The sequence below is a fragment of the Stenotrophomonas beteli genome, from assembly GCF_001431665.1.
GTDB classification, from domain to species: domain Bacteria; phylum Pseudomonadota; class Gammaproteobacteria; order Xanthomonadales; family Xanthomonadaceae; genus Stenotrophomonas; species Stenotrophomonas beteli.
The window spans coordinates 85,312-104,787 of sequence record NZ_LLXV01000057.1; the positions used below are offsets into that span (position 1 = coordinate 85,312).

General features: G+C 67.6%; 18 protein-coding genes. 14 read left to right on the top strand and 4 right to left on the bottom strand.

What is annotated here, in order from left to right; translation table 11 throughout:
* Window position 1: 1 nt before the first annotated feature.
* Window positions 2-814 (top strand): bifunctional DNA-formamidopyrimidine glycosylase/DNA-(apurinic or apyrimidinic site) lyase, encoded by an 813-nt coding sequence (mutM, locus tag ARC23_RS15675; RefSeq protein ID WP_057498054.1) that lies wholly within the window; start codon window positions 2-4, stop codon window positions 812-814.
* 104 nt (window positions 815-918) lie between these two features.
* Window positions 919-2,523 carry an OpgD/OpgG family glucan biosynthesis protein gene (locus ARC23_RS15680; protein ID WP_057498055.1) on the top strand — a complete coding sequence of 535 codons (1,605 nt, stop codon included), beginning with the start codon at window positions 919-921 and terminating at the stop codon, window positions 2,521-2,523.
* 538 nt (window positions 2,524-3,061) lie between these two features.
* On the opposite strand, the gene ARC23_RS15685 is transcribed toward ARC23_RS15680, so the two are convergent.
* Both ARC23_RS15685 and ARC23_RS15690 read right to left on the bottom strand, forming a co-directional pair.
* A complete protein-coding gene (locus ARC23_RS15685; RefSeq protein ID WP_057498056.1) occupies window positions 3,062-3,682 on the bottom strand; it encodes a thymidine kinase in 621 nt (206 codons plus the stop codon).
* A 9-nt stretch (window positions 3,683-3,691) separates the two neighbouring features.
* Window positions 3,692-4,420, bottom strand: coding sequence for an SEL1-like repeat protein (locus ARC23_RS15690; RefSeq protein WP_057498057.1), 729 nt, complete (start codon window positions 4,418-4,420; stop codon window positions 3,692-3,694).
* Between the two features lie 363 nt (window positions 4,421-4,783).
* On the opposite strand from ARC23_RS15690, the gene ARC23_RS15695 reads away from it, so the two are divergent.
* From ARC23_RS15695 to ARC23_RS15710, 4 genes are all read left to right on the top strand, one after another.
* A complete protein-coding gene (locus tag ARC23_RS15695; protein WP_057498058.1) occupies window positions 4,784-6,760 on the top strand; it encodes a UvrD-helicase domain-containing protein in 1,977 nt (658 codons plus the stop codon).
* Window positions 6,761-6,843: 83 nt separating this feature from the next.
* On the top strand, window positions 6,844-7,608 hold the full coding sequence (locus ARC23_RS15700) for a DUF3592 domain-containing protein (RefSeq protein WP_057498059.1): 765 nt from the start codon (window positions 6,844-6,846) through the stop codon (window positions 7,606-7,608).
* Window positions 7,609-7,629: 21 nt separating this feature from the next.
* The gene (locus tag ARC23_RS15705) at window positions 7,630-8,148 is read left to right on the top strand and encodes a DUF3592 domain-containing protein (RefSeq protein ID WP_057498060.1); all 519 of its coding nucleotides are present in this window, start codon (window positions 7,630-7,632) and stop codon (window positions 8,146-8,148) included.
* Between the two features lie 60 nt (window positions 8,149-8,208).
* The gene (locus ARC23_RS15710) at window positions 8,209-8,736 is read left to right on the top strand and encodes a GNAT family N-acetyltransferase (RefSeq protein ID WP_057498061.1); all 528 of its coding nucleotides are present in this window, start codon (window positions 8,209-8,211) and stop codon (window positions 8,734-8,736) included.
* Window positions 8,737-8,808: 72 nt separating this feature from the next.
* On the opposite strand, the gene ARC23_RS15715 is transcribed toward ARC23_RS15710, so the two are convergent.
* Window positions 8,809-9,459 (bottom strand): YceH family protein, encoded by a 651-nt coding sequence (locus ARC23_RS15715; RefSeq protein WP_057498062.1) that lies wholly within the window; start codon window positions 9,457-9,459, stop codon window positions 8,809-8,811.
* A 101-nt stretch (window positions 9,460-9,560) separates the two neighbouring features.
* On the opposite strand from ARC23_RS15715, the gene ARC23_RS15720 reads away from it, so the two are divergent.
* From ARC23_RS15720 to plsB, 5 genes are all read left to right on the top strand, one after another.
* Window positions 9,561-10,484 carry a 5'-nucleotidase, lipoprotein e(P4) family gene (locus tag ARC23_RS15720; RefSeq protein WP_049416065.1) on the top strand — a complete coding sequence of 308 codons (924 nt, stop codon included), beginning with the start codon at window positions 9,561-9,563 and terminating at the stop codon, window positions 10,482-10,484.
* Window positions 10,481-11,206 (top strand): orotidine-5'-phosphate decarboxylase, encoded by a 726-nt coding sequence (pyrF, locus tag ARC23_RS15725; protein WP_057498063.1) that lies wholly within the window; start codon window positions 10,481-10,483, stop codon window positions 11,204-11,206. Before ARC23_RS15720 ends, pyrF begins: the two co-directional genes overlap by 4 nt.
* Window positions 11,207-11,425: 219 nt before the next feature.
* A complete protein-coding gene (locus tag ARC23_RS15730; protein WP_057498064.1) occupies window positions 11,426-12,250 on the top strand; it encodes a S1 family peptidase in 825 nt (274 codons plus the stop codon).
* 315 nt (window positions 12,251-12,565) lie between these two features.
* On the top strand, window positions 12,566-13,519 hold the full coding sequence (locus ARC23_RS15735; protein ID WP_057498066.1) for a hypothetical protein: 954 nt from the start codon (window positions 12,566-12,568) through the stop codon (window positions 13,517-13,519).
* Complete coding sequence (gene plsB / locus ARC23_RS15740; protein WP_057498067.1) at window positions 13,519-16,155, top strand: glycerol-3-phosphate 1-O-acyltransferase PlsB; 2,637 nt, start codon at window positions 13,519-13,521, stop codon at window positions 16,153-16,155. The genes ARC23_RS15735 and plsB overlap by 1 nt, the downstream gene beginning before the upstream one ends.
* A gap of 99 nt (window positions 16,156-16,254) precedes the next feature.
* Here plsB and ARC23_RS15745 read toward each other — a convergent pair whose 3' ends face one another.
* On the bottom strand, window positions 16,255-16,458 hold the full coding sequence (locus ARC23_RS15745) for a YdcH family protein (RefSeq protein WP_057498068.1): 204 nt from the start codon (window positions 16,456-16,458) through the stop codon (window positions 16,255-16,257).
* A gap of 91 nt (window positions 16,459-16,549) precedes the next feature.
* Between ARC23_RS15745 and ttcA the strand changes: the two genes are divergently transcribed.
* Genes ttcA through ARC23_RS15760 form a run of 3 tightly spaced genes read left to right on the top strand, consistent with a single transcriptional unit; the run spans window position 16,550 to window position 19,251 of the window.
* Window positions 16,550-17,470, top strand: a complete 921-nt coding sequence (ttcA, locus tag ARC23_RS15750; RefSeq protein ID WP_203226369.1) for a tRNA 2-thiocytidine(32) synthetase TtcA — start codon at window positions 16,550-16,552, stop codon at window positions 17,468-17,470.
* A gap of 36 nt (window positions 17,471-17,506) precedes the next feature.
* Window positions 17,507-18,412, top strand: a complete 906-nt coding sequence (locus ARC23_RS15755; RefSeq protein WP_004153441.1) for a recombination-associated protein RdgC — start codon at window positions 17,507-17,509, stop codon at window positions 18,410-18,412.
* Window positions 18,413-18,471: 59 nt separating this feature from the next.
* On the top strand, window positions 18,472-19,251 hold the full coding sequence (locus ARC23_RS15760; protein WP_057498071.1) for a M48 family metallopeptidase: 780 nt from the start codon (window positions 18,472-18,474) through the stop codon (window positions 19,249-19,251).
* Window positions 19,252-19,476 lie beyond the last annotated feature (225 nt).

Below are 19,476 nucleotides of genomic sequence, written 5' to 3' on the forward strand. Positions count from 1 at the left end.
CATGCCTGAACTGCCCGAAGTCGAAACCACCCGCCGCGGCCTGGCGCCGCACCTGCAGGGTCGCCGCGTGCATGGGGTGATCCTGCGCCGCGCCGACCTGCGCTGGCCGATTCCGCCGGAAGTGGCCGAGCTGCTGCCGGGGCAACGCATCGAGGAGATCCGTCGCCGCGCCAAGTACCTGCTGCTGGATACCGCCATCGGCAGCGCGGTGCTGCACCTGGGCATGTCCGGCAGCCTGCGCGTGCTGCCCGGTGACACCCCGCTGCGCGCGCACGATCATGTGGATATCAGCCTGGACAACGGCCGCCTGCTGCGCTTCAACGACCCGCGCCGCTTCGGCAGCCTGCTGTGGCAGCCGGCGGGCCAGATCCATCCGCTGCTGCAGGGGCTGGGCCCGGAGCCGCTGGACGACGCGTTCGACGGCGACTATCTGTTCGCCCGGAGCCGGGGCCGCAGCGCGCCGGTGAAGACCTTCCTGATGGATCAGGCGGTGGTGGTGGGCGTGGGCAATATCTACGCAGCCGAGAGCCTGTTCAAGGCCGGCATCAGCCCGCTGCGCGAGGCCGGAAAGATCGCGCGCGGGCGCTACCAGCGGCTGGCCGACGCGGTGAAGGAGATCCTCGGCTACGCCATCACCCGCGGCGGCACCACCCTGCGCGACTTCATCAGCCCCGACGGTGCGCCGGGCTACTTCGAGCAGGAGCTTCTGGTCTACGGCCGCGACGGGCTGCCGTGCCCGAACTGTGGCCGCGCACTGAAGCACGCCACCATCGGCCAGCGCGCCAGCGTCTGGTGCAGCCACTGCCAGCGTTGAGGGGGCGGCCAGCGGCAGCTGAACGGGCAGGGCGCGTCTCCGCTGCCCGTTAACGTTTGTCTGCCTATCATGGCCGACCTTCCTTCCGTGCCTGACGCGCCTGCATGCAACGACGCGACTTCATCCGCAATGCCTCCCTCGCCCTGGCTGCATTCGGCCTGCCGTCCCTGCCCGCATGTGCGGCCAGCAAGAGCGGCCAGATGGGCCTGCGCCGCCTCGGCCAGCCGCAGCCGTTCGACTTCGCCACCCTGAAGGGCCAGGCGCGCGCGCTGGCGCAGGCGCCCTACAAGAGCCACAAGCGGGTGCTGCCGGGTCGCCTGGAGGGCCTGGACTGGGACCAGTACCAGTCGATCGGCTACCGCCAGGACCATGCGCTGTGGGCCGACCAGCCCGGCAGGTTCCAGGCCAAGTTCTTCCATCTGGGCCTGTACTTCCATTCGCCGGTGCGCATGTTCGACGTGGTTGACGGCAAGGCGCAGGAGCTGGCCTATGACGGCGCAGCGTTCAACTACGGCAAGAGCGGCATCAAGAACGGCGAGCTGCCGGCCGATCTGGGCTTCGCCGGTTTCCGCCTGAACACCCGCAAGGACACCGACCGCGACTTCGCCGCCTTCCTGGGCGCCAGCTATTTCCGCGCGGTCGGCAAGGAGGGCCAGTACGGCCAGTCCGCGCGCGGCCTGGCGATCGATACCGGCATGGGCAAGCCGGAGGAGTTCCCGGATTTCATCGCCTACTACCTGGAACAGCCTGCGGCCGATTCGGAGACCATCGTGGTCTACGGCCTGCTGGATTCGCCCAGCGTGGCCGGCGCCTATCGCTTTGCGATCACCAATGGCGATGTGCTGCTGATGGACATCGACAGCGCCTTGTACCCGCGCAAGGCGATCGAGCGGCTGGGCATCGCCCCGTGCACCAGCATGTACCAGGTGGGCGAGAACGACCGCCGCATGGGCTGGGACTGGCGCCCGGAGATCCACGATACCGATGGCCTGTCGCTGTGGACCGGTGCAGGCGAGTGGATCTGGCGGCCGCTGCTGAACCCGCGCAACCTGCGCTTCAACATGTTCGTGGACCGCAACCCGCGCGGCTTCGGCCTGCTGCAGCGTGACCGCAACTTCGATCACTACCAGGACGACGGCGTGTTCTACGAGAAGCGCCCGTGCCTGTGGGTGGAGCCGAAGGGCGAATGGGGCGAGGGCTCGGTGCAGCTGGTGGAGATTCCCACCGTGGACGAGACCTTCGACAACATCGTGGCGTTCTGGAACCCGAAGGAAAAGCCGCAGCCGGGCCAGGAACTGCTGGTCGGCTATCGCCTGTACTGGGGCGCCGAACCGCCGGCCCGCCCGCCGCTGGCGCACTGCGTGGCCAGCCGCACCGGCCTGGGCGGCATCATCGGCAAGAAGCGCGAGTACTTCAGCTGGCGCTTCGCGGTGGATTTCGAAGGCGGCGAGCTGGCTGCGCTGATCGACAAGGCCGAGGTGGAGGCGGTGGTGGAAGCCAGCCGTGGCCGGGTCGAGATCGTGTCGGCGCGTCCGCTGCGCGAGATCAACGGCTACCGCGCGATGTTCGACCTGGTACCACCGGACGGCAGCACCGAGCAGATCGACATCCGCCTGTTCCTGCGCAGTGGTGGCAAGACCCTTACCGAGACCTGGCTGTACCAGTACACCCCGCCACCGGCCGGTGCGCCGGAGCGCACGCTGTACTAAGCGGGGTGCGGGATTGCAGGGCTTGCAGCCCTGCGCCTGCCGAGGCCAAAGCAACCGCAACAGCCGAAGCAGAAGCTGGTTTCCTGAGGGTAGGCGGGGTGGGTCCGGTGGCGGGAGACGCCGTGAACCCGTCCATGGGGGGCTTGGCCGCGGCATCATGCCGCGGACACTCCCGCCACCGGATCCACCCCGCCTTCGACAGTTTTGTGCGATCTGTTGGAACAGCTCGCGGGGTCAGATCCGTTTTCCGAAGGAAAACGGATCTGACCCCGGAATTTCATTCGATATCTGACAGATGTGTCGACCAAGGTCGACACCTACCAACAGCTGCAGGAATCTGTCAGAGGTGGGGCGGCGTCGGAGTGCGGGGTGTCAGCCGCATGGATGCGGCTGCCAAGCCCCCATGGACGGGTTCACGGCGTCCCCGCAGTCCGACACCGCCCCGCCATCACACGCAGTGCCAGCTCTTGCTGTTGCTGTTGCCGGCCAGCGGCCGGCACTACCGCGGGTGCAGGGCGCAGCCCTGCCGAACACCGCTTTACAACGGCAAGGGCGCCTGCATCGGCTCGATCCGCCCTTCGCCACGGGTAATCTTCTTGAACTCCGCGCGGCTGACCGACACATAGCGGTCGTTGCCACCGATCTCCACCTGCGGGCCGTCCTGCACGGCGTGGCCATGCTCGTCCACGCGCACCGTCATCGTCGCCTTCTTGCCGCTGTGGCAGATCGTCTTGATCTCCTGCATCTCGTCGGCCCAGGCCAGCAGGTACTGGCTGCCTTCGAACAGTTCGCCGCGGAAGTCGGTGCGCAGCCCGTAGCACAACACCGGAATGCGCAGCTGGTCGACCACCTCGCTGAGCTGCCAGACCTGGGCACGGGTCAGGAACTGCGCCTCGTCCACCAGCACGCAGCCCATCGGGCCGTTCGCAGCCAGGTCCTGTTCCACCCAATGCTGCAGGTCGGTGTCGCGGTCGAAGGCCATGCCGTCGGCGCGCAGACCGATGCGCGAGGCGACCACGCCGGCCCCGGCGCGATCATCCAGGCGCGGGGTCAGGATCGCCACCCGCATGCCGCGCTCGCGGTAGTTGTGCGCGCTCTGCAGCAGCGTGGTGGTCTTGCCGGCGTTCATCGCCGAATAGTAGAAGTAGAGCTTGGCCATCGGCCAATTCTAGTCGCCCCTCGGCTCGCCGTCGCGGACCGCAGCCGGTGCCCCGACGTCGACCTGGGGCGTCCGTGCCGGCCGCCAGTAGTTGTCCTGCAGGCACCAGTAGTCGGCGGCGCGCCAGTAGCGGTCGTCGTAGACGATGCTTCCCGGTGTCCGGATATCCGCCTCGCTGCCACGGCGCTGAACCACGACCAGGCCTGAACTCACATAGCCGACACGGCTGCCGGTGATCCGCTGGCGCCCGTCGCGCAGCGCGCGCTCCATGCGCGGCTTGGCTTCGCGGTCGCCGTATTCGGCATACACCTGCTGACCACGCGCGATCGCCTGTGCCTGCTGCGACGGGTCCAGCCGCGCCCAGTAGTGTTCACGCAGTACCAGGAAGTCGTGGTACATGCGCTCGGCAGCCAGGTCCATCCACACATAGGCCATCACCGGATCGGCGGCGGTGCCGCTGCCCTGCTGGTACATGCGCGCCACCATCGCCTGCGAGAACTTGTCGGCATAGCGCGCCGAACGCCGGTAGTACTCCAGCGCTCTGGCCGGCTGCTGGTCGCGCTCGGCACGCTGTGCCAGGCTGCGCCAGAACAGATCCGGATGAGCGTCGAAGAAGCCGCCGGTGAGCACCGTATCCGGGATCGGGCGTGGCGCCTCAACTGGGCAGTCGGACGCGCCGGCGGTGGCGATGGCCGATAGGCCCAGCAACAGGATCGATGCAATGCGAAGTCCTTTCATGGAATCCCTCCCTGCGGGCCGTGGCCCGTGAATGCATGTCAGCGCGCCGGCTCTTCGAGGGTGAGCAACGGGCCGACCTCGACGCTCTGGCTGCGGGTACCGTGCTGCCGGATCGGGTCGCAGGAAACCTTCGGTCAGCAGCGCCGGCGGGATCGACGCGACCGGCCGGGTCTGGCAGGCCTGGCCCGGGGCCGCGACCGCCGCCGGCAGCAGCACGATCCAGGCCGGGGCCCGCCGTGGCCTTGCGAAGAGGATCGGTGACATGGACCACGCTCCTGTGTTCCGGTGCCGATTCAATACCTTACGATCTCCTGCCACGCAAGTCAGGTGGGCCCGTCGGCACCCCGCTACAATCCTGTCCCCATGCACGGTCTGAATCCTCCTCAAGCTGCCGCCGTCCTGCACATCGAAGGCCCGCTGCTGGTCCTCGCTGGCGCCGGCAGCGGCAAAACACGCGTGATCGTGGAGAAGATCGCCCACCTGATCAGCTGTGGCCGCTACCCGGCGCGCCGCATCGCCGCGATCACCTTCACCAACAAGTCGGCCAAGGAAATGCGCGAGCGCGTGGCCAAGCGCCTGCGCGAGCAGGACGCCGACGAGGTGACGATCTGCACCTTCCACGCGCTGGGCCTGAAGTTCCTGCAGATCGAGCATGCCGCGGTGGGCCTGAAGCGGGGCTTCTCGATCTTCGATGCCGATGATGCGGCCGCGCAGATCAAGGACCTGATGTACGGCGCCAAGCCCGATGACATCGAGGACATGAAGAACCTGGTCTCGCGCGCGAAGAACGCCGGCCTGTCGCCCGAACAGGCGATGGCCGCTGCACGCAGCAACCGCGAGAAGGAAGCGGCCAGCGTCTACGAGCGCTACCAGCTGCGCCTGACCGCGTTCAACGCGGTGGACTTCGATGACCTGATCCGCCTGCCCGTGCAGATCCTGGAAGAAAACCCGGAGATCGCGCTGGCCTGGCGCGAGCGCATCGGCTACCTGCTGGTGGACGAATGCCAGGACACCAACGACGCGCAGTACCGCCTGCTCAAGCAGCTGGCCGGTGAGAAGGGCAACTTCACCTGCGTGGGTGACGATGACCAGTCGATCTACGCCTGGCGCGGCGCCAACCCGGAAAACCTGCAGCAGATGGGGCGCGACTATCCTGCGCTGGAAATCATCAAGCTGGAGCAGAACTACCGCTGCTCCAACCGCGTGCTGCGCGCGGCCAATGCGCTGATCGCCAACAACCCGCATGAGCACCTGAAAAAGCTCTGGAGCGACCAGGCCGACGGCGAGCGGATCCGCGTGTGGGAATGCCGCAACAGCGAACACGAGGCGGAAAAGGTCGCCGCCGAGATCGCCTTCGTGGCGCAGTCGCGCAACGTGCCGTGGAGCGATTTCTGCATCCTGTTCCGTGGCAACTTCCAGTCGCGTCCGCTGGAAAAGGCGATGCAGCTGCTGCGCATTCCCTACCACCTGACCGGCGGCACGATGTTCCTGGAGCGCCAGGAAGTGAAGGACACGCTGGCCTGGCTGCGCCTGCTGGTGAACCCGGACGACGACACCGCGTTCATGCGGGCAGTGCAGTCGCCCAAGCGCGACGTCGGTGCCGGCACGCTGGCCAGGCTGGCCGAACTGGCGCAGGAAAAGGACATGCCGATGGCGCAGGCCGCCGAAGCCATCGGCGCCCTGCAGCAGCTGCCACCGCGCGCAGCCAACAGCCTGGCGCGCTTCACCGACATCCTGCGCGACCTGCGCGCGCAGATGCGGCAGATCAGTTCCGGCGACATGATCCGCAAGGTCGCCAAGGAATCCGGCCTGCTGAGTGAACTGCGCCAGCAGGCCAAGGAAGAAGCCAGCTACCAGCGCCGTGCCAACAACATCGAGGAACTGGCACAGTGGTTCGAGGGTGGCCCGCGCGGTGCCACCGCCGCCGACCTGGCCGGCCAGCTGGCGCTGCTGTCACGCAGCGACAAGGACGAGGGCGGCAACCAGGTGCGCATGATGACCCTGCATGCCTCCAAGGGCCTGGAATTCCCGTACGTGTTCATCGTCGGCTGCGAGGACGGCGTGCTGCCGCACCAGGTGAGCCTGGACGAGGGCAACCTGCAGGAGGAGCGGCGCCTGCTGTACGTGGGCATCACCCGCGCCAAGATCCAGCTGTGGATGAGCTACAGCAAGCTGACGCGCAAGTTCGGGGAGCATGTGCGGCTGAAGCCGAGCCGGTTCTTCGACGAAATTCCAGCCGAGGAGATCCAGCGCGACGGTGCCGACCCGGTGGCCGATGCGGCGCGCAAGAAGGAACGGGCGAGTGCGGGGTTGGCGGCGATCGAGGCGTTGTTCGATTGAGGATCGAAAAGCCACTAAAGTGGTATTCCAATCCGTCCGATTGACGCTTCTGGCCTTGAGCCTGCATCGGGTTAAGGCCTAGTGTGAGCGCACCCGAAGTGCGCGCCGTGCCTTTCATCGTGTCCAACGATATCCCTGCTGTTCTCACCCGTACCTTCCTCGGGCTGGGCCTGGTCCTGCTTGTTTCAACGCTTCTGGCCTACGTTGGTGCCAGGCGCTTCCTCGATGGGGCGGTCATTGCCGATGGCAGGATCACCCATGTGGATGCCGTCAGCGTTGATCGCGGTGGTTCGCGTACTTCAGGGGTGAAGTTCCTGTACTGGGTGGACTTCACTACCAGCAGCGGGCAAGTGATGCGGTTCTTCGCAGGTCGTACCCGCCATCGTGCCTACATGACGGGCGATCATGTAGATGTGCTGTACCTGCCGGACCGCCCGGACAAGGCCCTGGTGCGTTCGCTCTCATCACCCTGGGGCCTGAGCGTCATACTGGGAGTGACCGGCGGCCCATTCTTGCTGGCGGTGGGACTTCTGCACCTGCCGCAGGCGGCGAGGGCATGGCGGCGCAGGCAGCTCCTTCGCCACGGGACACGGGTGCAAGCCAAGGTCCGGGCGATCAAGCGCGATCGCGGAGTATTCTCGGGGGGAAGGCATCCGTTCGTCATCGTCTGCGCCTGGCGCGATCCTGAAACCACTCGATGGCATGTCTTCCACAGTGCGTATCTCTGGGCCGATCCCCGTGCACAGGTGAGTGGGCGTGAACTGGATGTCCATGTCATGCCGGGCAATCCGCGCTACTACCATGTCGATATCTCCTTCATTCGATCAGCGCCGGCACCTGCACGCTGATCGATCAACCCGGCCAGCACCATGCCCACCCTCCTCAGATGTTTTTTGCTGTTTTTCTTTGCCGTGGGCCTGCTGATCCTTGTGGCCGCCGCCTGGCTGTTCGTGGACGTCCAGCGTTTCGCGCGCAAGGCCGTTTCCGTAACCGGAACGGTGGTGGCCGTCCAGGCAGAGGATGCCCGGTCGGAAATGGAGGGGATGCCCGCACGTGACATCACCCTGCATCGCCCGGTGGTGAGGTTCCAGACCGCACAGGGGCAGATGATTCAGTTCACCGCGTCCTTTGCTACCGGGGCACCACTGTACGTGGTCGGCGAACAGGTACAGGTGCTATATCCCGGCGGCATGCCTTCCAAGGCTCGTATCCAGCACCCGGGTTTGCGCTGGGGCGCACCGCTGCTGTTGGCGCTGATGGGCATGGGGTTCTGCCTGATCGCCGCATGCGTCCATCGCCTGTGCGTGCGCTACTGGCCGATCCTGTTCGGCCAGCGTGACGGGGGGCATGTGGCTAGGCTGGGCATCGTAGTGGCCCACTTGGCCTGAGCGTGCTGCACGGCGGGCGCTGGCGTTGCAAAATCGAGGTATTCCTTCCGGAGCCCACCCATGCATCCCATCGAAAGCGAACGCCTGCGGCTGCGCCGCCTGGAACCAGACCGGGATGCTGCGCCGATGCTGGCATTGCTCAATGATCCAGGCTTCGTGCGCTTCATCGGCGACCGCAACGTGCACAGCGAGGAACAGGCGCGGGAGTACATCGCGCTGCGCGTGCTGCACAGCTATGCCTTGAACGGGTTCGGCATGTATGCCATCGAGCGGCTGTCCGATGGCGCCTGGCTGGGCAATGCCGGCCTGGTGCGGCGTGACGGCCTGCCGGGGCCGGATATCGGCTATGCGGTGCTTTCGCAGTTCGCCGGGCAGGGCTATGCCGGTGAGGCGGCGCGGGCGGTGTTCGCGCATGCACGCGGAGCGCTGGGCCTGCACGATCTGTATGGCATCACCGACCTGGACAACGTGGTGTCCGGGAAGATCCTGCTGGGGCTCGGCATGCAGGCGCGCGGAGTGATCCAGCTGCCGGGCATCGAAAGCGCCAGCCGCCTGTATGCCACGCCGGGGGCGGCGCAGGTCGGGTAGTGCCGGCCGCTGGCCGGCATCCAGGCATCACCGGGTTGCCGGCCAGCGGCCGGCACTACCGCCTGCAGACGCTCAACCGCGCAGTTCGGCCAGCTGCGCCTGCAGTTCGGCCACCGCCGTTTCCAGCTGGGCTACGCGCTCGGCCAGGCCCGGATCGGCCGCGTCGCCGCTGCCGCCAGCGCTGGCGTACTTCGCCGCCAGCGCCGCGCCATCCACTTCACCGCACAGCAGGTGCATGTAGCGGTCCTCGCGCTGGCCGCTGGCACGCGGCAGCACCACCAGCAGCGCGCGCTGCTGCAGGCGCTCGACGGCGTGGCGGGCCTCGTCGGTATCCGCAAACCGGTACAGACGCTCGCTGCGCGACACCAGCTCGCCCAGGGTCTGTGGGCCGCGCAGCAACAGCAGTGCCAGCAGCACGGTCTGCTGCCGGGTCAGGTCCAGCGCGGCCTGCAGGCGGTGCTCGTAGCGGTCGGCGCGCGAGGAGAAGTGCTGGCGGGCCAGGCCCAGTGCTTCCAGCTGGCGCAGCGCATGCTGCACGCTGCCGGCGTCCACGTTCATCACCGGCTCGCGGGCGGTCTTCTGGTTGGCCGCCGACTGGGCCGCGTTGACCGTCAGCGGATAGGTATCGGGGGTGGTTGCCTCCTTCTCCACCAGGCAGCCCAGCAGGCGGGCCTGCACGGCGTCGAGCAGGGGGACGTCGGGGGTCTGGCTGGAATCGGTCATGGCGGCCTCCGGAAGGGCAACGGGTCAACCGCCAAGCATAGCCGTCCCGGCGCCGGCTTTGCCGGTAAAATGCGCCGGTATATCTGATTGCCGGTGAATCCATGCGTCGTCCCGTTTCCCTGTCCCTGACCCTGCTCGCTACCGCGGCGCTGGGCCTGTCCGCCTGCAAGCGCGTGGAGGCGCCTGCCGCCGAAGCCGCTGCCCCGCAGGCGCCCGCTGCCGCTGCCAAGGCCGATGGCGCGCTTGATGCGACCGCCAACGACAATCTCAATGCGGTGCTGTGGATGCAGCGCGCGCAGGAGTACAAGGCGATCACCGAGCAGACCTATCGTGCCGCCGCCGACCACCTGGATGCCGCGCTGAAGGAGGCCCACTGGGACGCACTGGTGCCGGAAGAACGCGGCAACGAGGCCAAGGGCCTGAAGCCGGCGGTGGTGCTGGACGTGGACGAGACCGTGCTGGACAACTCGCCCTACCAGGCGCGCCTGGTGCGCGACGGCAAGGAATACGACGAGCTGAGCTGGGACCAGTGGGTGGCCGAAAAGAAGGCCAAGGCGATCCCGGGCGTGGTTGATTTCGCCAAGGCGGCCAACGCCAAGGGCGTGACCCTGCTGTACATCTCCAACCGCGCCGTGCACCTGAAGGACGCGACCCTGGCCAACCTGCGCGAGCAGGGCCTGCCGGTGGCCGATGACAGCGTGTTCCTGGGCCTGGGCACCGTGGTCGAGGGTTGCGAGCAGGCCGGCAGCGAGAAGAACTGCCGCCGCCGCCTGGCCGGGCAGAAGTACCGCGTGCTGATGCAGTTCGGCGACCAGTTGGGTGACTTCGTGGAAGTGACCGCCAACACCAACGAAGGCCGTGACGCCCTGCTGCAGCAGTACCACGACTGGTTCGGCGAGCGCTGGTGGATGCTGCCGAACCCGACCTACGGTGGCTTCGAGCCGGCGCAGTTCAACAACGATTACAGCCAGTCGCGCCAGGCCCGCCACGACGCCAAGCGCGCCGCCCTGGACTACGCACCGTGAGCCGCGCGCCGCTGCCGCTGCGCGATGACGAGCGCCTGATCTTCGCGCTGGACGTGCCCGACCGCGCGCAGGCGCTGGAGTGGGTCGACCGCCTTGGCGACAGCGTGGCCTTCTACAAGATCGGCATGGAACTGCTCGCCTCCGGCGAGTACTTCCAGGTGCTTGATGAGCTGGCCCGCCGCGACAAGCGCGTGTTCGTCGACCTGAAGTTCTTCGACATTCCGGCCACCGCTGCGGCGGTGATCAAGCGCCTGTCGCAGTGGCCGGTCAGCTACGCCACCATCCATGGCTGGCACCCGGCCATGATGGAGGCGTGCGCGGCCGCCAACAGCGGCGACATGCGCCTGCTGGCAGTGACCGTGCTGACCTCGATGGGTCGCCCCGACTTGGCGCAGATGGGCATCGACCGTGAGCCGGTGGAGGTGGTGGTCGAGCGTGCACTGGCCGCCCAGGCCGCCGGCATCGATGGCGTGATCGCCTCGGGCCAGGAAGCCGGCCCGATCCGCGCGGCCACCGGCGCCGGGTTCTCGATCGTGTGCCCGGGCATCCGCCCCGGCGGTCCGGTCGGTGATGACCAGAAGCGCACGGTGGGCGTGGCCCAGGCCTTCGCCGACGGCGCCGACGCGATCGTGGTCGGACGGCCGATCCGGCTGGCCGCCGATCCGCAGGCGGCAGCACGGGCGATCCAACAGGAAATCGCGTCGGCTCTGGCTGATCGCTGAGCCTGCCGCTGACGCCGGTCACGCCGGCACCACGAACGCCATCCCGGCTCATCCGGGATGGCGTTCGCATTCGTGCCTGTTGCTCTGACGCACCCGACCCCAGCCGGGAAAACTGTGCGCCGTATCGCGATGTGCGTAGGGAGCGCCCTCTATCAATCGGTACACCAGCACGGACCGCGGCCGTGCCGGTTCCAACCATCGATAGAGGAATACACGGATATGTATCGCAGCACCTCTCTGTTGTTCGGCGGCCTGCTGGTGGCTGCCATCGCCTTTCCCGCCACCGCTGCACCCCAACCGCGCGAAGCACCACGCATCATCGGCGGCGAAGATGCCAAGCCGGGCGACTACCCGTTCATGGTCAGCATCCAGCGCTTGTCCTACGGTGACAGTGACCACGGTCGCCACTGGTGTGGCGCCACGCTGATTTCGCCCTCCTGGGTGCTGACGGCGGCGCATTGCGTGCAAGGTGATCGCCCCGACGATCTGGCCGTGCTCGGCGGAAGCACCACCCTGTCCGGTGAATCATCACCACGACCGTCCAACGTCAAGGCGATCCACGTCCATCCCGCGTTCAACAGCGGTAATTCGCTGGAGCACGACGTGGCCCTGATCCAGCTCAGCGTTCCCTTGGCCGATGCGCAGCCGGTGGCGCTGCGGCTGCGACCCGATGCCAGCTATCTCAAGCCGGGCCGGGAGTTCACTGTGATCGGCTGGGGCGACACCGATATCACTGACGGGCGGGTCTTCCCCACCCAACTGCAGACCGTGCAGGTGCCGTTCGTATCCTTTGCCGAGTGCCAGCAGGCCTATGCGGGCGAGCTGGCACGCGGCAAGGTCATCTGCGCCGGCCGCGAGGGCATGGACAGCTGCCAGGCCGATTCGGGCGGGCCGTTGCTGCTGCGCCTGCGCGAGGGCTGGACCCAGTTCGGCATCGTCAGCTGGGGCGAGGGCTGCGCGCTGGCCGGCTACCCCGGCGTTTATGCCCGAATCGCCGAAAAACATGCCGTAGATTTCATCGAGGCGGTCTGGCAACGCGACTGATTCAATAAAATCAACAAGATAGATCGTACTAGGTAAAGTGTTGCCTTAACTTGAAGGGCAGCGTAGGATCGCCGCCATCCGGTCCTCGGACCGGACATGCGCCACAACACTGTCCTCCGGCCTCGTGCCGGCTTGAAGAGCCTGCGATCCCCGTGATCCGGGCTCTTTTTTTATCCCGGTGGTGGCTCTGGGGCCAGATCCCTGCTGCCGCCGGCAGAAGGGATCTGACCCCTCGGCCGGAAACCGTGACCGCACGGCTTGCCGCTGTCACGTCGCAGGCCGCAAGATGCGGACCGGTCCGGGGAGTCCGAGTGCATGAGCGTGGCGGTGCGAGGAAGGTCTGCGCGTGGATGGGGGCTGGCAGCCCTGTTGCTGCTGGCCGTGGTGGCGTGCCGCGAACCCGGCACCGACCCGGCCAGGCCGGCGGCCGAGCCGGTGGCGGCGGTGCAGGCGATGGCCCTGCGCCTGGCCGAAGATGATCTGGTCGGCTACGCAAAGCTGTCGGTGCCGCCGGGCCAGTACCAGCGCCTGCAGCAGGCCTGGGCCGACGGCCACAGCCAGTGGCCGCTGACCGAACTGCCGCTGGGTGACCAGCTGCTGCCGATGCTGGCCGCACTGCGCAAGCCTGATGCCAGCGCAGAGCTGCAGCGCAGCTTCGACCGCCAGCTGGCCGGCCAGGCCAGCGCCGTGCGCCAGGCCGCGCAGTCGATGGGCAACTTCGGCGTGCAGTACCTGCGTCACCAGAAGGGCTACACGCCGGGCCAGCAGGCCCACTACATCGCCCTGGTCGAGACCCTGGCGGTGTGGGCGCAGGGCGCCCCGATCAGCGACCGCGCACGCGCGCGCAGCACCATCGCCGCGCTGGTCGGTGCCGCCAACAAGGTGGGTTTCGACGACGAAGCCGGCCTGCAGGCTGCCGGCATGGAAGGCAGCCTGCAGCAGCTGGCGCCGTTCATCCACACCCTCAAGGCAGTGCTCGGCAGTTACGGGCTGGGCGTGGACGACGCGCTGCGCAGCGTGCGTGGCGAGCTGCTCTCGGTGGAGGGCGACAACGCGCTGGTGCGCCTGCGCTACGACCTGGCCGGGCGCGAAATGGCCCTGCAGCTGCCGCTGAGCCGGCGCGAAGGCCACTGGTACCTGACCCGCACCCTGGCCGACACCGACGCCCTGCTGCGCAAGGCCGATGCGGCCCGTGCCGCGGCGGCGCCCCCGCCGGCCGACGCCCCTGCCCAGGGTGGGGAGGCGGCAACGCCACCGCCTAAGCCATAATGGCGCCGATGTCGAAACAGAACCCGCTGCCGTTCCCCGGCGAAGAATCCCAGACGACGCCCGCCGATACGGTGCCGGCGTCCCCCTCGATCGGTACCGGCCCCAACCCGGTACCGCCGCCGGCGCACGCGCGGCCGGCCGGCCGCCGCCCGCTGTGGGCTCGCCTGCTCGGTCGCCTGGTCGAGCCCTGGCTGTCGTTGAAGATCGAACCGGAAGACCCGGGCCAGTACAACGATGGCCGCCCGGTCATGTACGTGCTGGAAGATTACGGCCTGTCCAACGCACTGATCCTGGACAAGGCCTGCCGCCAGGCCGGGCTGCCTTCGCCGCTGGTGCCGCTGGCCGGTGACCCGACCGGCCGCAAGCGCGCCTACCTGGCGCTGTCGCGGCGCAGCTCCAGCAACTCGCTGATTCCCGAGCAGCGCGGTGCCAAGACCCACTCCGATTCGCTGGCCAAGGTCCTGCAGGCACATCGCGTGCGCGACGACCTGGACGTGCACCTGGTGCCGGTATCGATCTTCGTCGGCCGCGCGCCGGACAAGCAGAGCGGCTGGTTCGCAGTGCTGTTCTCGGAAAACTGGGCACTGGTCGGCCGCTTCCGCCGTCTGCTGGGGCTGCTGCTGAACGGCCGCAGCACCATCGTCCGTTTCGCCCCGCCGATCTCGCTGCGCAGCACCGTGGACGAAGGCCTGGAGCCGGAGCGCACGGTGCGCAAGCTGCAGCGTGTGCTGCGTACCCACTTCCGCCGCATCCGTGAATCGGTGATCGGCCCGGATCTGTCCACCCGGCGCCTGCTGGTGGACCAGGTGCTGGCAGCCGAGCCGGTGCGCGAGGCGATCGCCGCACAGGCCAAGCGCGACAACTCCAAGCCGGCCGATGCCTGGAAGAAGGCGCATGCCTACGCCTGGGAAATCGCGGCAGATTACTCCAGCCCGGTGGTGCGCTCGGCCAGTTTCATGCTCAGCCATGTCTGGAACCGCATCTACGCCGGCGTGCTGGTGCACCACCTGGACAAGTTCAAGGCCGCCGCGCCGGGCCATGAAGTGGTCTATGTGCCCAGCCACCGCAGCCACATGGACTACCTGCTGCTGTCCTACCTGCTGTACGACCGCGGCATCGTGCCGCCGCACATCGTGGCCGGCATCAACCTGAACCTGCCGGTGGTCGGCACCCTGCTGCGCAAGGGCGGTGCGTTCTTCATCCGCCGCTCGATCCGCGGCAACGCCCTGTACTCGGCCGTGCTCAGCGAATACGTCGCGCAGCTGGTGGCCGGCGGCTACTCGCTGGAGTACTTCGTCGAAGGCGGCCGCTCGCGTACCGGCCGGCTGCTGCAGCCCAAGGGCGGCATGATCTCGATGACGCTGCGCGCGTTCCTGCGCCAGCCGCGCAAGCCGGTGCTGTTCCAGCCCATCTACATCGGCTACGAGAAGCTGATGGAAGGCGGCAGTTACCTGGACGAACTGTCTGGCCGGCCGAAGGAAAAGGAATCGATCTGGTCGCTGCTGTGGGGCATCCCCAAGGTGCTCAAGCAGAACTATGGCCAGGTGGTGGTGAACTTCGGCGAGCCGATCGCGCTGAACGACGTGCTGGCCGAGAAGGCGCCGGAGTGGAAGGGCGAGGCCGTATCGGAAGACGAGAAGCCGGCCTGGCTGTCGACCACCGTCGATACGCTGGCCGAGCGCATCCAGGTGCGCGTCAACGCGGCCGCCGACGTCAACCCGATCAACCTGCTGGCCCTGGCGCTGCTGTCCACGCCGAAGCATGCGATGGGCGAGGCCGACCTGATCGCGCAGATCGAGCTGTGCAAGACGCTGCTGGCCGAGATGCCGTATTCGGACCGGGTGACGGTCACCCCGCACTCGCCGGAGCGGATCATCGCCCACGCCGAGGAGATCAACGTCCTCACCCGCATCAAGCACCCGCTGGGCGACGTGCTGAGTGTGAGTGGCGATACCGCGGTGCTGCTGAGCTACTTCCGCAACAACGTCATCCACCTGTTCACCGCCTCGTCGTGGGTGGCGTGCTGCTTCCAGAACAACCGCCGCATGAGCCGCACCGGCCTGGTCCAGCTGGGCCGCACGGTGTACCCGTTCCTGCAGGCCGAGCTGTTCCTGCCGTGGAGCGAGGACGAGTTCGCCCAGCGCATCGACCAGACCATCAATGTGTTCGTGCGCGAGGGCCTGCTGCAGAACGTCAACGATGACGACGGCGGCATCCTGGCGCGCAACACCGGCCAGACCGACGAGGTGTTCCGCCTGCGTGCGATCGGCCATTCGCTGCAGCAGGCCTTCGAGCGCTACTACATCGCGATCTCGGTGCTGGTGAAGAACGGCCCGGGCGTGCTCGGTGCCGCCGAGCTGGAAAGCCTGTGCCAGCAGGCGGCGCAGCGCCTGAGCCTGCTCTATGCGCCGGCCGCGCCGGAGTTCTTCGACCGCACCCTGTTCCGCGGCTTCATCCAGAAGCTGCGCGAGCTGCGCCTGGTCTGGCCGGACGAGAACAGCAAGCTGCTGTTCGACGAGCGCCTGGATGCCTGGGCCAAGGATGCCAAGTTCATCCTCGGCCGCGAGCTGCGCCACACCATCGAGCGGGTGAGCCCGGAAGCGGCCCGCCCGGACGAGCCGGCACCGCAGGATTGACGGTCGCGCCGGGCCCTGCCCGGCGGCTGGCATGCCAACCAAGGTTGGCATCCACCGGGCGGGGCAGCAGGTCCACGCGATGCGCGGATGACCCGCCGGTCAAGCCGGCTCGTCGGGAATCTGCAGGCTTTCCAGCTTGGCGATGCAGTCCTTCAGCTGCAGCTTGCGCCGCTTCAGCCGCTTGGACTCCAGTTCGTCCTGGCCATTGGCCGCCATGCGGGTGATCTGTTCATCCAGCAGGCGATGCTCGGCGCGCAGGGCGGCGAGGCGTTCGACGATCTCGGCGGGGCTGTAGGTGTCCACAGCCTCCGAGCATACACAGCGATGATGACCGCCGGGAGAGGGGAATCCCCACCCCCGGCCGCGGCCGCTCCGAGCCGTTAGAATGGAACCCATGAGTGCCGTGATTTCCCTTCCCGATCCCCTGCCGCGCGCCGCCCGCGATCCGCGCCTGGCCGAGCGCGAGCAGCACAAGCTGGCCAAGCGCCTGCGCCGCCAGGTCGGCGAGGCGATCGCCGACTTCGGCATGATCGAAGCCGGCGACAAGGTGATGGTCTGCCTGTCCGGCGGCAAGGACAGCTACACCCTGCTGGACGTGCTGCTGCAGCTGCAGAAGAAGGCGCCGGTGCCGTTCGAGCTGGTGGCGGTGAACCTGGACCAGAAGCAGCCGGGCTTCCCCGAGCACATCCTGCCGGAGTACCTGGCAGGGCTGGGCGTGCCGTACCACATCATCGAGCAGGACACCTATTCGGTGGTCAGCCGGGTCATCCCGGAGGGCAAGACGATGTGTTCGCTGTGCTCGCGGCTGCGTCGTGGTGCGCTGTACAACTACGCCGAAATCCATGGCTTCACCAAGATCGCGCTGGGCCACCACCGCGACGACAGGGTGGCCACGTTCTTCATGAACCTGTTCCACCACGCCAAGCTGTCGGGCATGCCGCCGAAGCTGCGCAGCGATGATGGCAGGCACGTGGTGATCCGGCCGCTGGCCTACGTGCGCGAGAGCGACATCGTCGAGTACGCGCAGGCACGCCAGTTCCCGATCATTCCCTGCAACCTGTGCGGCAGCCAGGAGAACCTGCAGCGCCGCCAGGTTGGCCTGATGCTGAAGCAGTGGGAGAAGGATCACCCGGGCCGCATCGAGCAGATCGCGCGCGCCATGGGTGACGTCCGGCCCTCGCAGCTGGCCGACACCACCCTGTTCGACTTCATGGCGCTGGGCCGTCGCGACGACGCGCCGCTGCCCGACGCCCATGCCTGGCTGGCCGGCGCCCCGGCCGATGCCGACGCAGATCCCGAGACGCCCACCGTTTAAGGTCGGTCGCCCTTCCTCTTTGCCATCCGGAATTCCATGTTCTTTCGCAACCTGACGTTCTTCCGTTTCCCGACCGCCACTGATTTTTCCGAAGTCGATACCCTGCTGCCGCACGCCCTGCTCAAGCCGGTCGGCGCGCTGGAAATGAACTCGCGTGGCTTCATCTCGCCGTTCGGCCGCGAGGAGAAGGAACTGCTCTCCCATCGCATTGCCGAGCACCTGTGGCTGACCGTGGGCGGTGAGGACAAGATCCTGCCGGCGGCGGTGGTCAACGACCTGCTCGAGCGCAAGCTGGAGGAGATCGAGGAGAAGGAAGGCCGCCGCCCGGGTGGCCGCGAACGCAAGCGCATGAAGGACGACCTGCTGCATGAACTGCTGCCGCGCGCCTTCGTGAAGTCCTCGCGCAACGATGCCTTCATCGACCTGCAGCACGGCTACGTGGCAGTGGATACCTCCAGCCGCAAGACCGGCGAGTACTTCATGTCCGACATCCGTGGCCTGCTCGGCAGCTTCCCGGCGATGCCGCTGAATGCCGAAGTCGCGCCGCGCTCGATCCTGACCGGCTGGATTGCCGGCGAGCCGCTGCCGACCGGGCTGAGCCTGGGCGAAGAGTGCGAGATGAAGGACCCGGTGGAAGGCGGCGCGGTGGTCAAGTGCCAGCACCAGGAACTGCGCTGCGACGAGATCGACAAGCACCTGGACGCCGGCAAGCAGGTGACCAAGCTGGCGCTGATCTTCGAGGACAACCTGTCGTTCGTGATCGGCGACGACCTGATCGTGCGCAAGCTGAAGTTCCTCGACGGTGCCCTGGACCAGCTGGAGCACGCCGACGAAGATGGCCGCCGCGCCGAGTTCGACGCCCGCTTCGCCCTGCAGAGCGCCGAGATCCGCCGCCTGTTCCTGTTGCTGGAAGAAGCCTTCAAGCTCAGCAAGGCTGACTGAACAGGCAACCCGCCGGCCGCCGGTCATCCGGCGGCCCGAAGCGGCGCTATGCTGGGCGCATGAGCCGTCTGCTGCGCCGCCTGATCAGCCCGACCCCGCCCGCCACCGTACAGCGCGACACCGTTCGCCTGCGCCTGGAGGATGCCGAGATCGAGGTACTGCGCGTGCGTGACCCGCGTGCGCGGCGGATCAAGCTGAGCGTGGACGAGCGCGGCGCACGCTTGACCCTGCCGCCGCGCGCAAGCCTGGCGATGGGCGAACGCTTCCTGGAACAGCACCGCGACTGGCTGGCCGTGCAACTGCGCCAGTACCAGGGCCAGGGCCTGCCCGCGGCGCTGCAGCCGGGCGTGGAGGGCGTGCTGCCGCTGCGCGGCGAGCTGTTGCCGCTGCGCTGGCAGGAAGGCCGTTTCGCGCGGCTGGAGATCGACGCCCACGGCGCCTGTGTGCAATGGCCGGCGCGTGGTGGCGATGCCACGCTGCGCCGCCTGTTGCGCGAGTTCTACGAAGCACAGACCCGCGCCGATGTCGGCCGTTGGCTGCCGAAGTACCTGCCCGGCCTGCCGCGCGCGCCCAGCCGGCTGCGGTTGAAGGTGATGTCCTCGCAATGGGGTTCGCTGGCGCCCGATGGCAGCATGGCGCTTGACCTGGCCCTGGTGCTGGGCAGCCCGCAGGCCTTCGAGTACGTGCTGGTGCACGAACTCTGCCACCTGATCCAGCCCAATCACTCGCCCGCGTTCTGGCACGAAGTGGAGCAGCGCTTCCCCGGCTGGCGGCAACAGCGCGACTACTTCCAGCTCGAAGGGCGGCGCCTGAAGGCCATGCTCCGGCAACTGCTGTAGCGCCAGCGCTACAGCAGTTGCCCACGCATTCTTCCTCTACCCCCGCCTTCGGCGCGCCCCTTCAACAGAAGGGGCTTTCCTCCAGCCCGCCCTGGCAACGCGCCATGGAGCGCGCGCAGCGCGCGACCCGCTCCTGCTCTTCCTTCCTTCTTCCGTGGTGGGCACACCGGAAACTGTTCGTGGCCGGGCGGGGTGGGTTGCGCAGGGGCGTGAGCCGCATGGATG

What these genes read in the sequence shown, in the direction of transcription:
- plsB (WP_057498067.1), top strand. Translation starts at nt 13,519, where the DNA reads ATGGCGCCGATGTCGAAACAGAACCCGCTGCCGTTCCCCGGCGAAGAA.
- ARC23_RS15755 (WP_004153441.1), top strand. Translation starts at nt 17,507, where the DNA reads ATGTTCTTTCGCAACCTGACGTTCTTCCGTTTCCCGACCGCCACTGAT.
- ARC23_RS15720 (WP_049416065.1), top strand. Translation starts at nt 9,561, where the DNA reads ATGCGTCGTCCCGTTTCCCTGTCCCTGACCCTGCTCGCTACCGCGGCG.
- ARC23_RS15695 (WP_057498058.1), top strand. Translation starts at nt 4,784, where the DNA reads ATGCACGGTCTGAATCCTCCTCAAGCTGCCGCCGTCCTGCACATCGAA.
- ARC23_RS15690 (WP_057498057.1), bottom strand. Translation starts at nt 4,420, where the DNA reads ATGAAAGGACTTCGCATTGCATCGATCCTGTTGCTGGGCCTATCGGCC.
- ARC23_RS15715 (WP_057498062.1), bottom strand. Translation starts at nt 9,459, where the DNA reads ATGACCGATTCCAGCCAGACCCCCGACGTCCCCCTGCTCGACGCCGTG.
- ARC23_RS15760 (WP_057498071.1), top strand. Translation starts at nt 18,472, where the DNA reads ATGAGCCGTCTGCTGCGCCGCCTGATCAGCCCGACCCCGCCCGCCACC.
- ARC23_RS15710 (WP_057498061.1), top strand. Translation starts at nt 8,209, where the DNA reads ATGCATCCCATCGAAAGCGAACGCCTGCGGCTGCGCCGCCTGGAACCA.
- ARC23_RS15685 (WP_057498056.1), bottom strand. Translation starts at nt 3,682, where the DNA reads ATGGCCAAGCTCTACTTCTACTATTCGGCGATGAACGCCGGCAAGACC.
- ARC23_RS15705 (WP_057498060.1), top strand. Translation starts at nt 7,630, where the DNA reads ATGCCCACCCTCCTCAGATGTTTTTTGCTGTTTTTCTTTGCCGTGGGC.
- mutM (WP_057498054.1), top strand. Translation starts at nt 2, where the DNA reads ATGCCTGAACTGCCCGAAGTCGAAACCACCCGCCGCGGCCTGGCGCCG.
- ARC23_RS15730 (WP_057498064.1), top strand. Translation starts at nt 11,426, where the DNA reads ATGTATCGCAGCACCTCTCTGTTGTTCGGCGGCCTGCTGGTGGCTGCC.
- ARC23_RS15680 (WP_057498055.1), top strand. Translation starts at nt 919, where the DNA reads ATGCAACGACGCGACTTCATCCGCAATGCCTCCCTCGCCCTGGCTGCA.
- ARC23_RS15735 (WP_057498066.1), top strand. Translation starts at nt 12,566, where the DNA reads ATGAGCGTGGCGGTGCGAGGAAGGTCTGCGCGTGGATGGGGGCTGGCA.
- ttcA (WP_203226369.1), top strand. Translation starts at nt 16,550, where the DNA reads ATGAGTGCCGTGATTTCCCTTCCCGATCCCCTGCCGCGCGCCGCCCGC.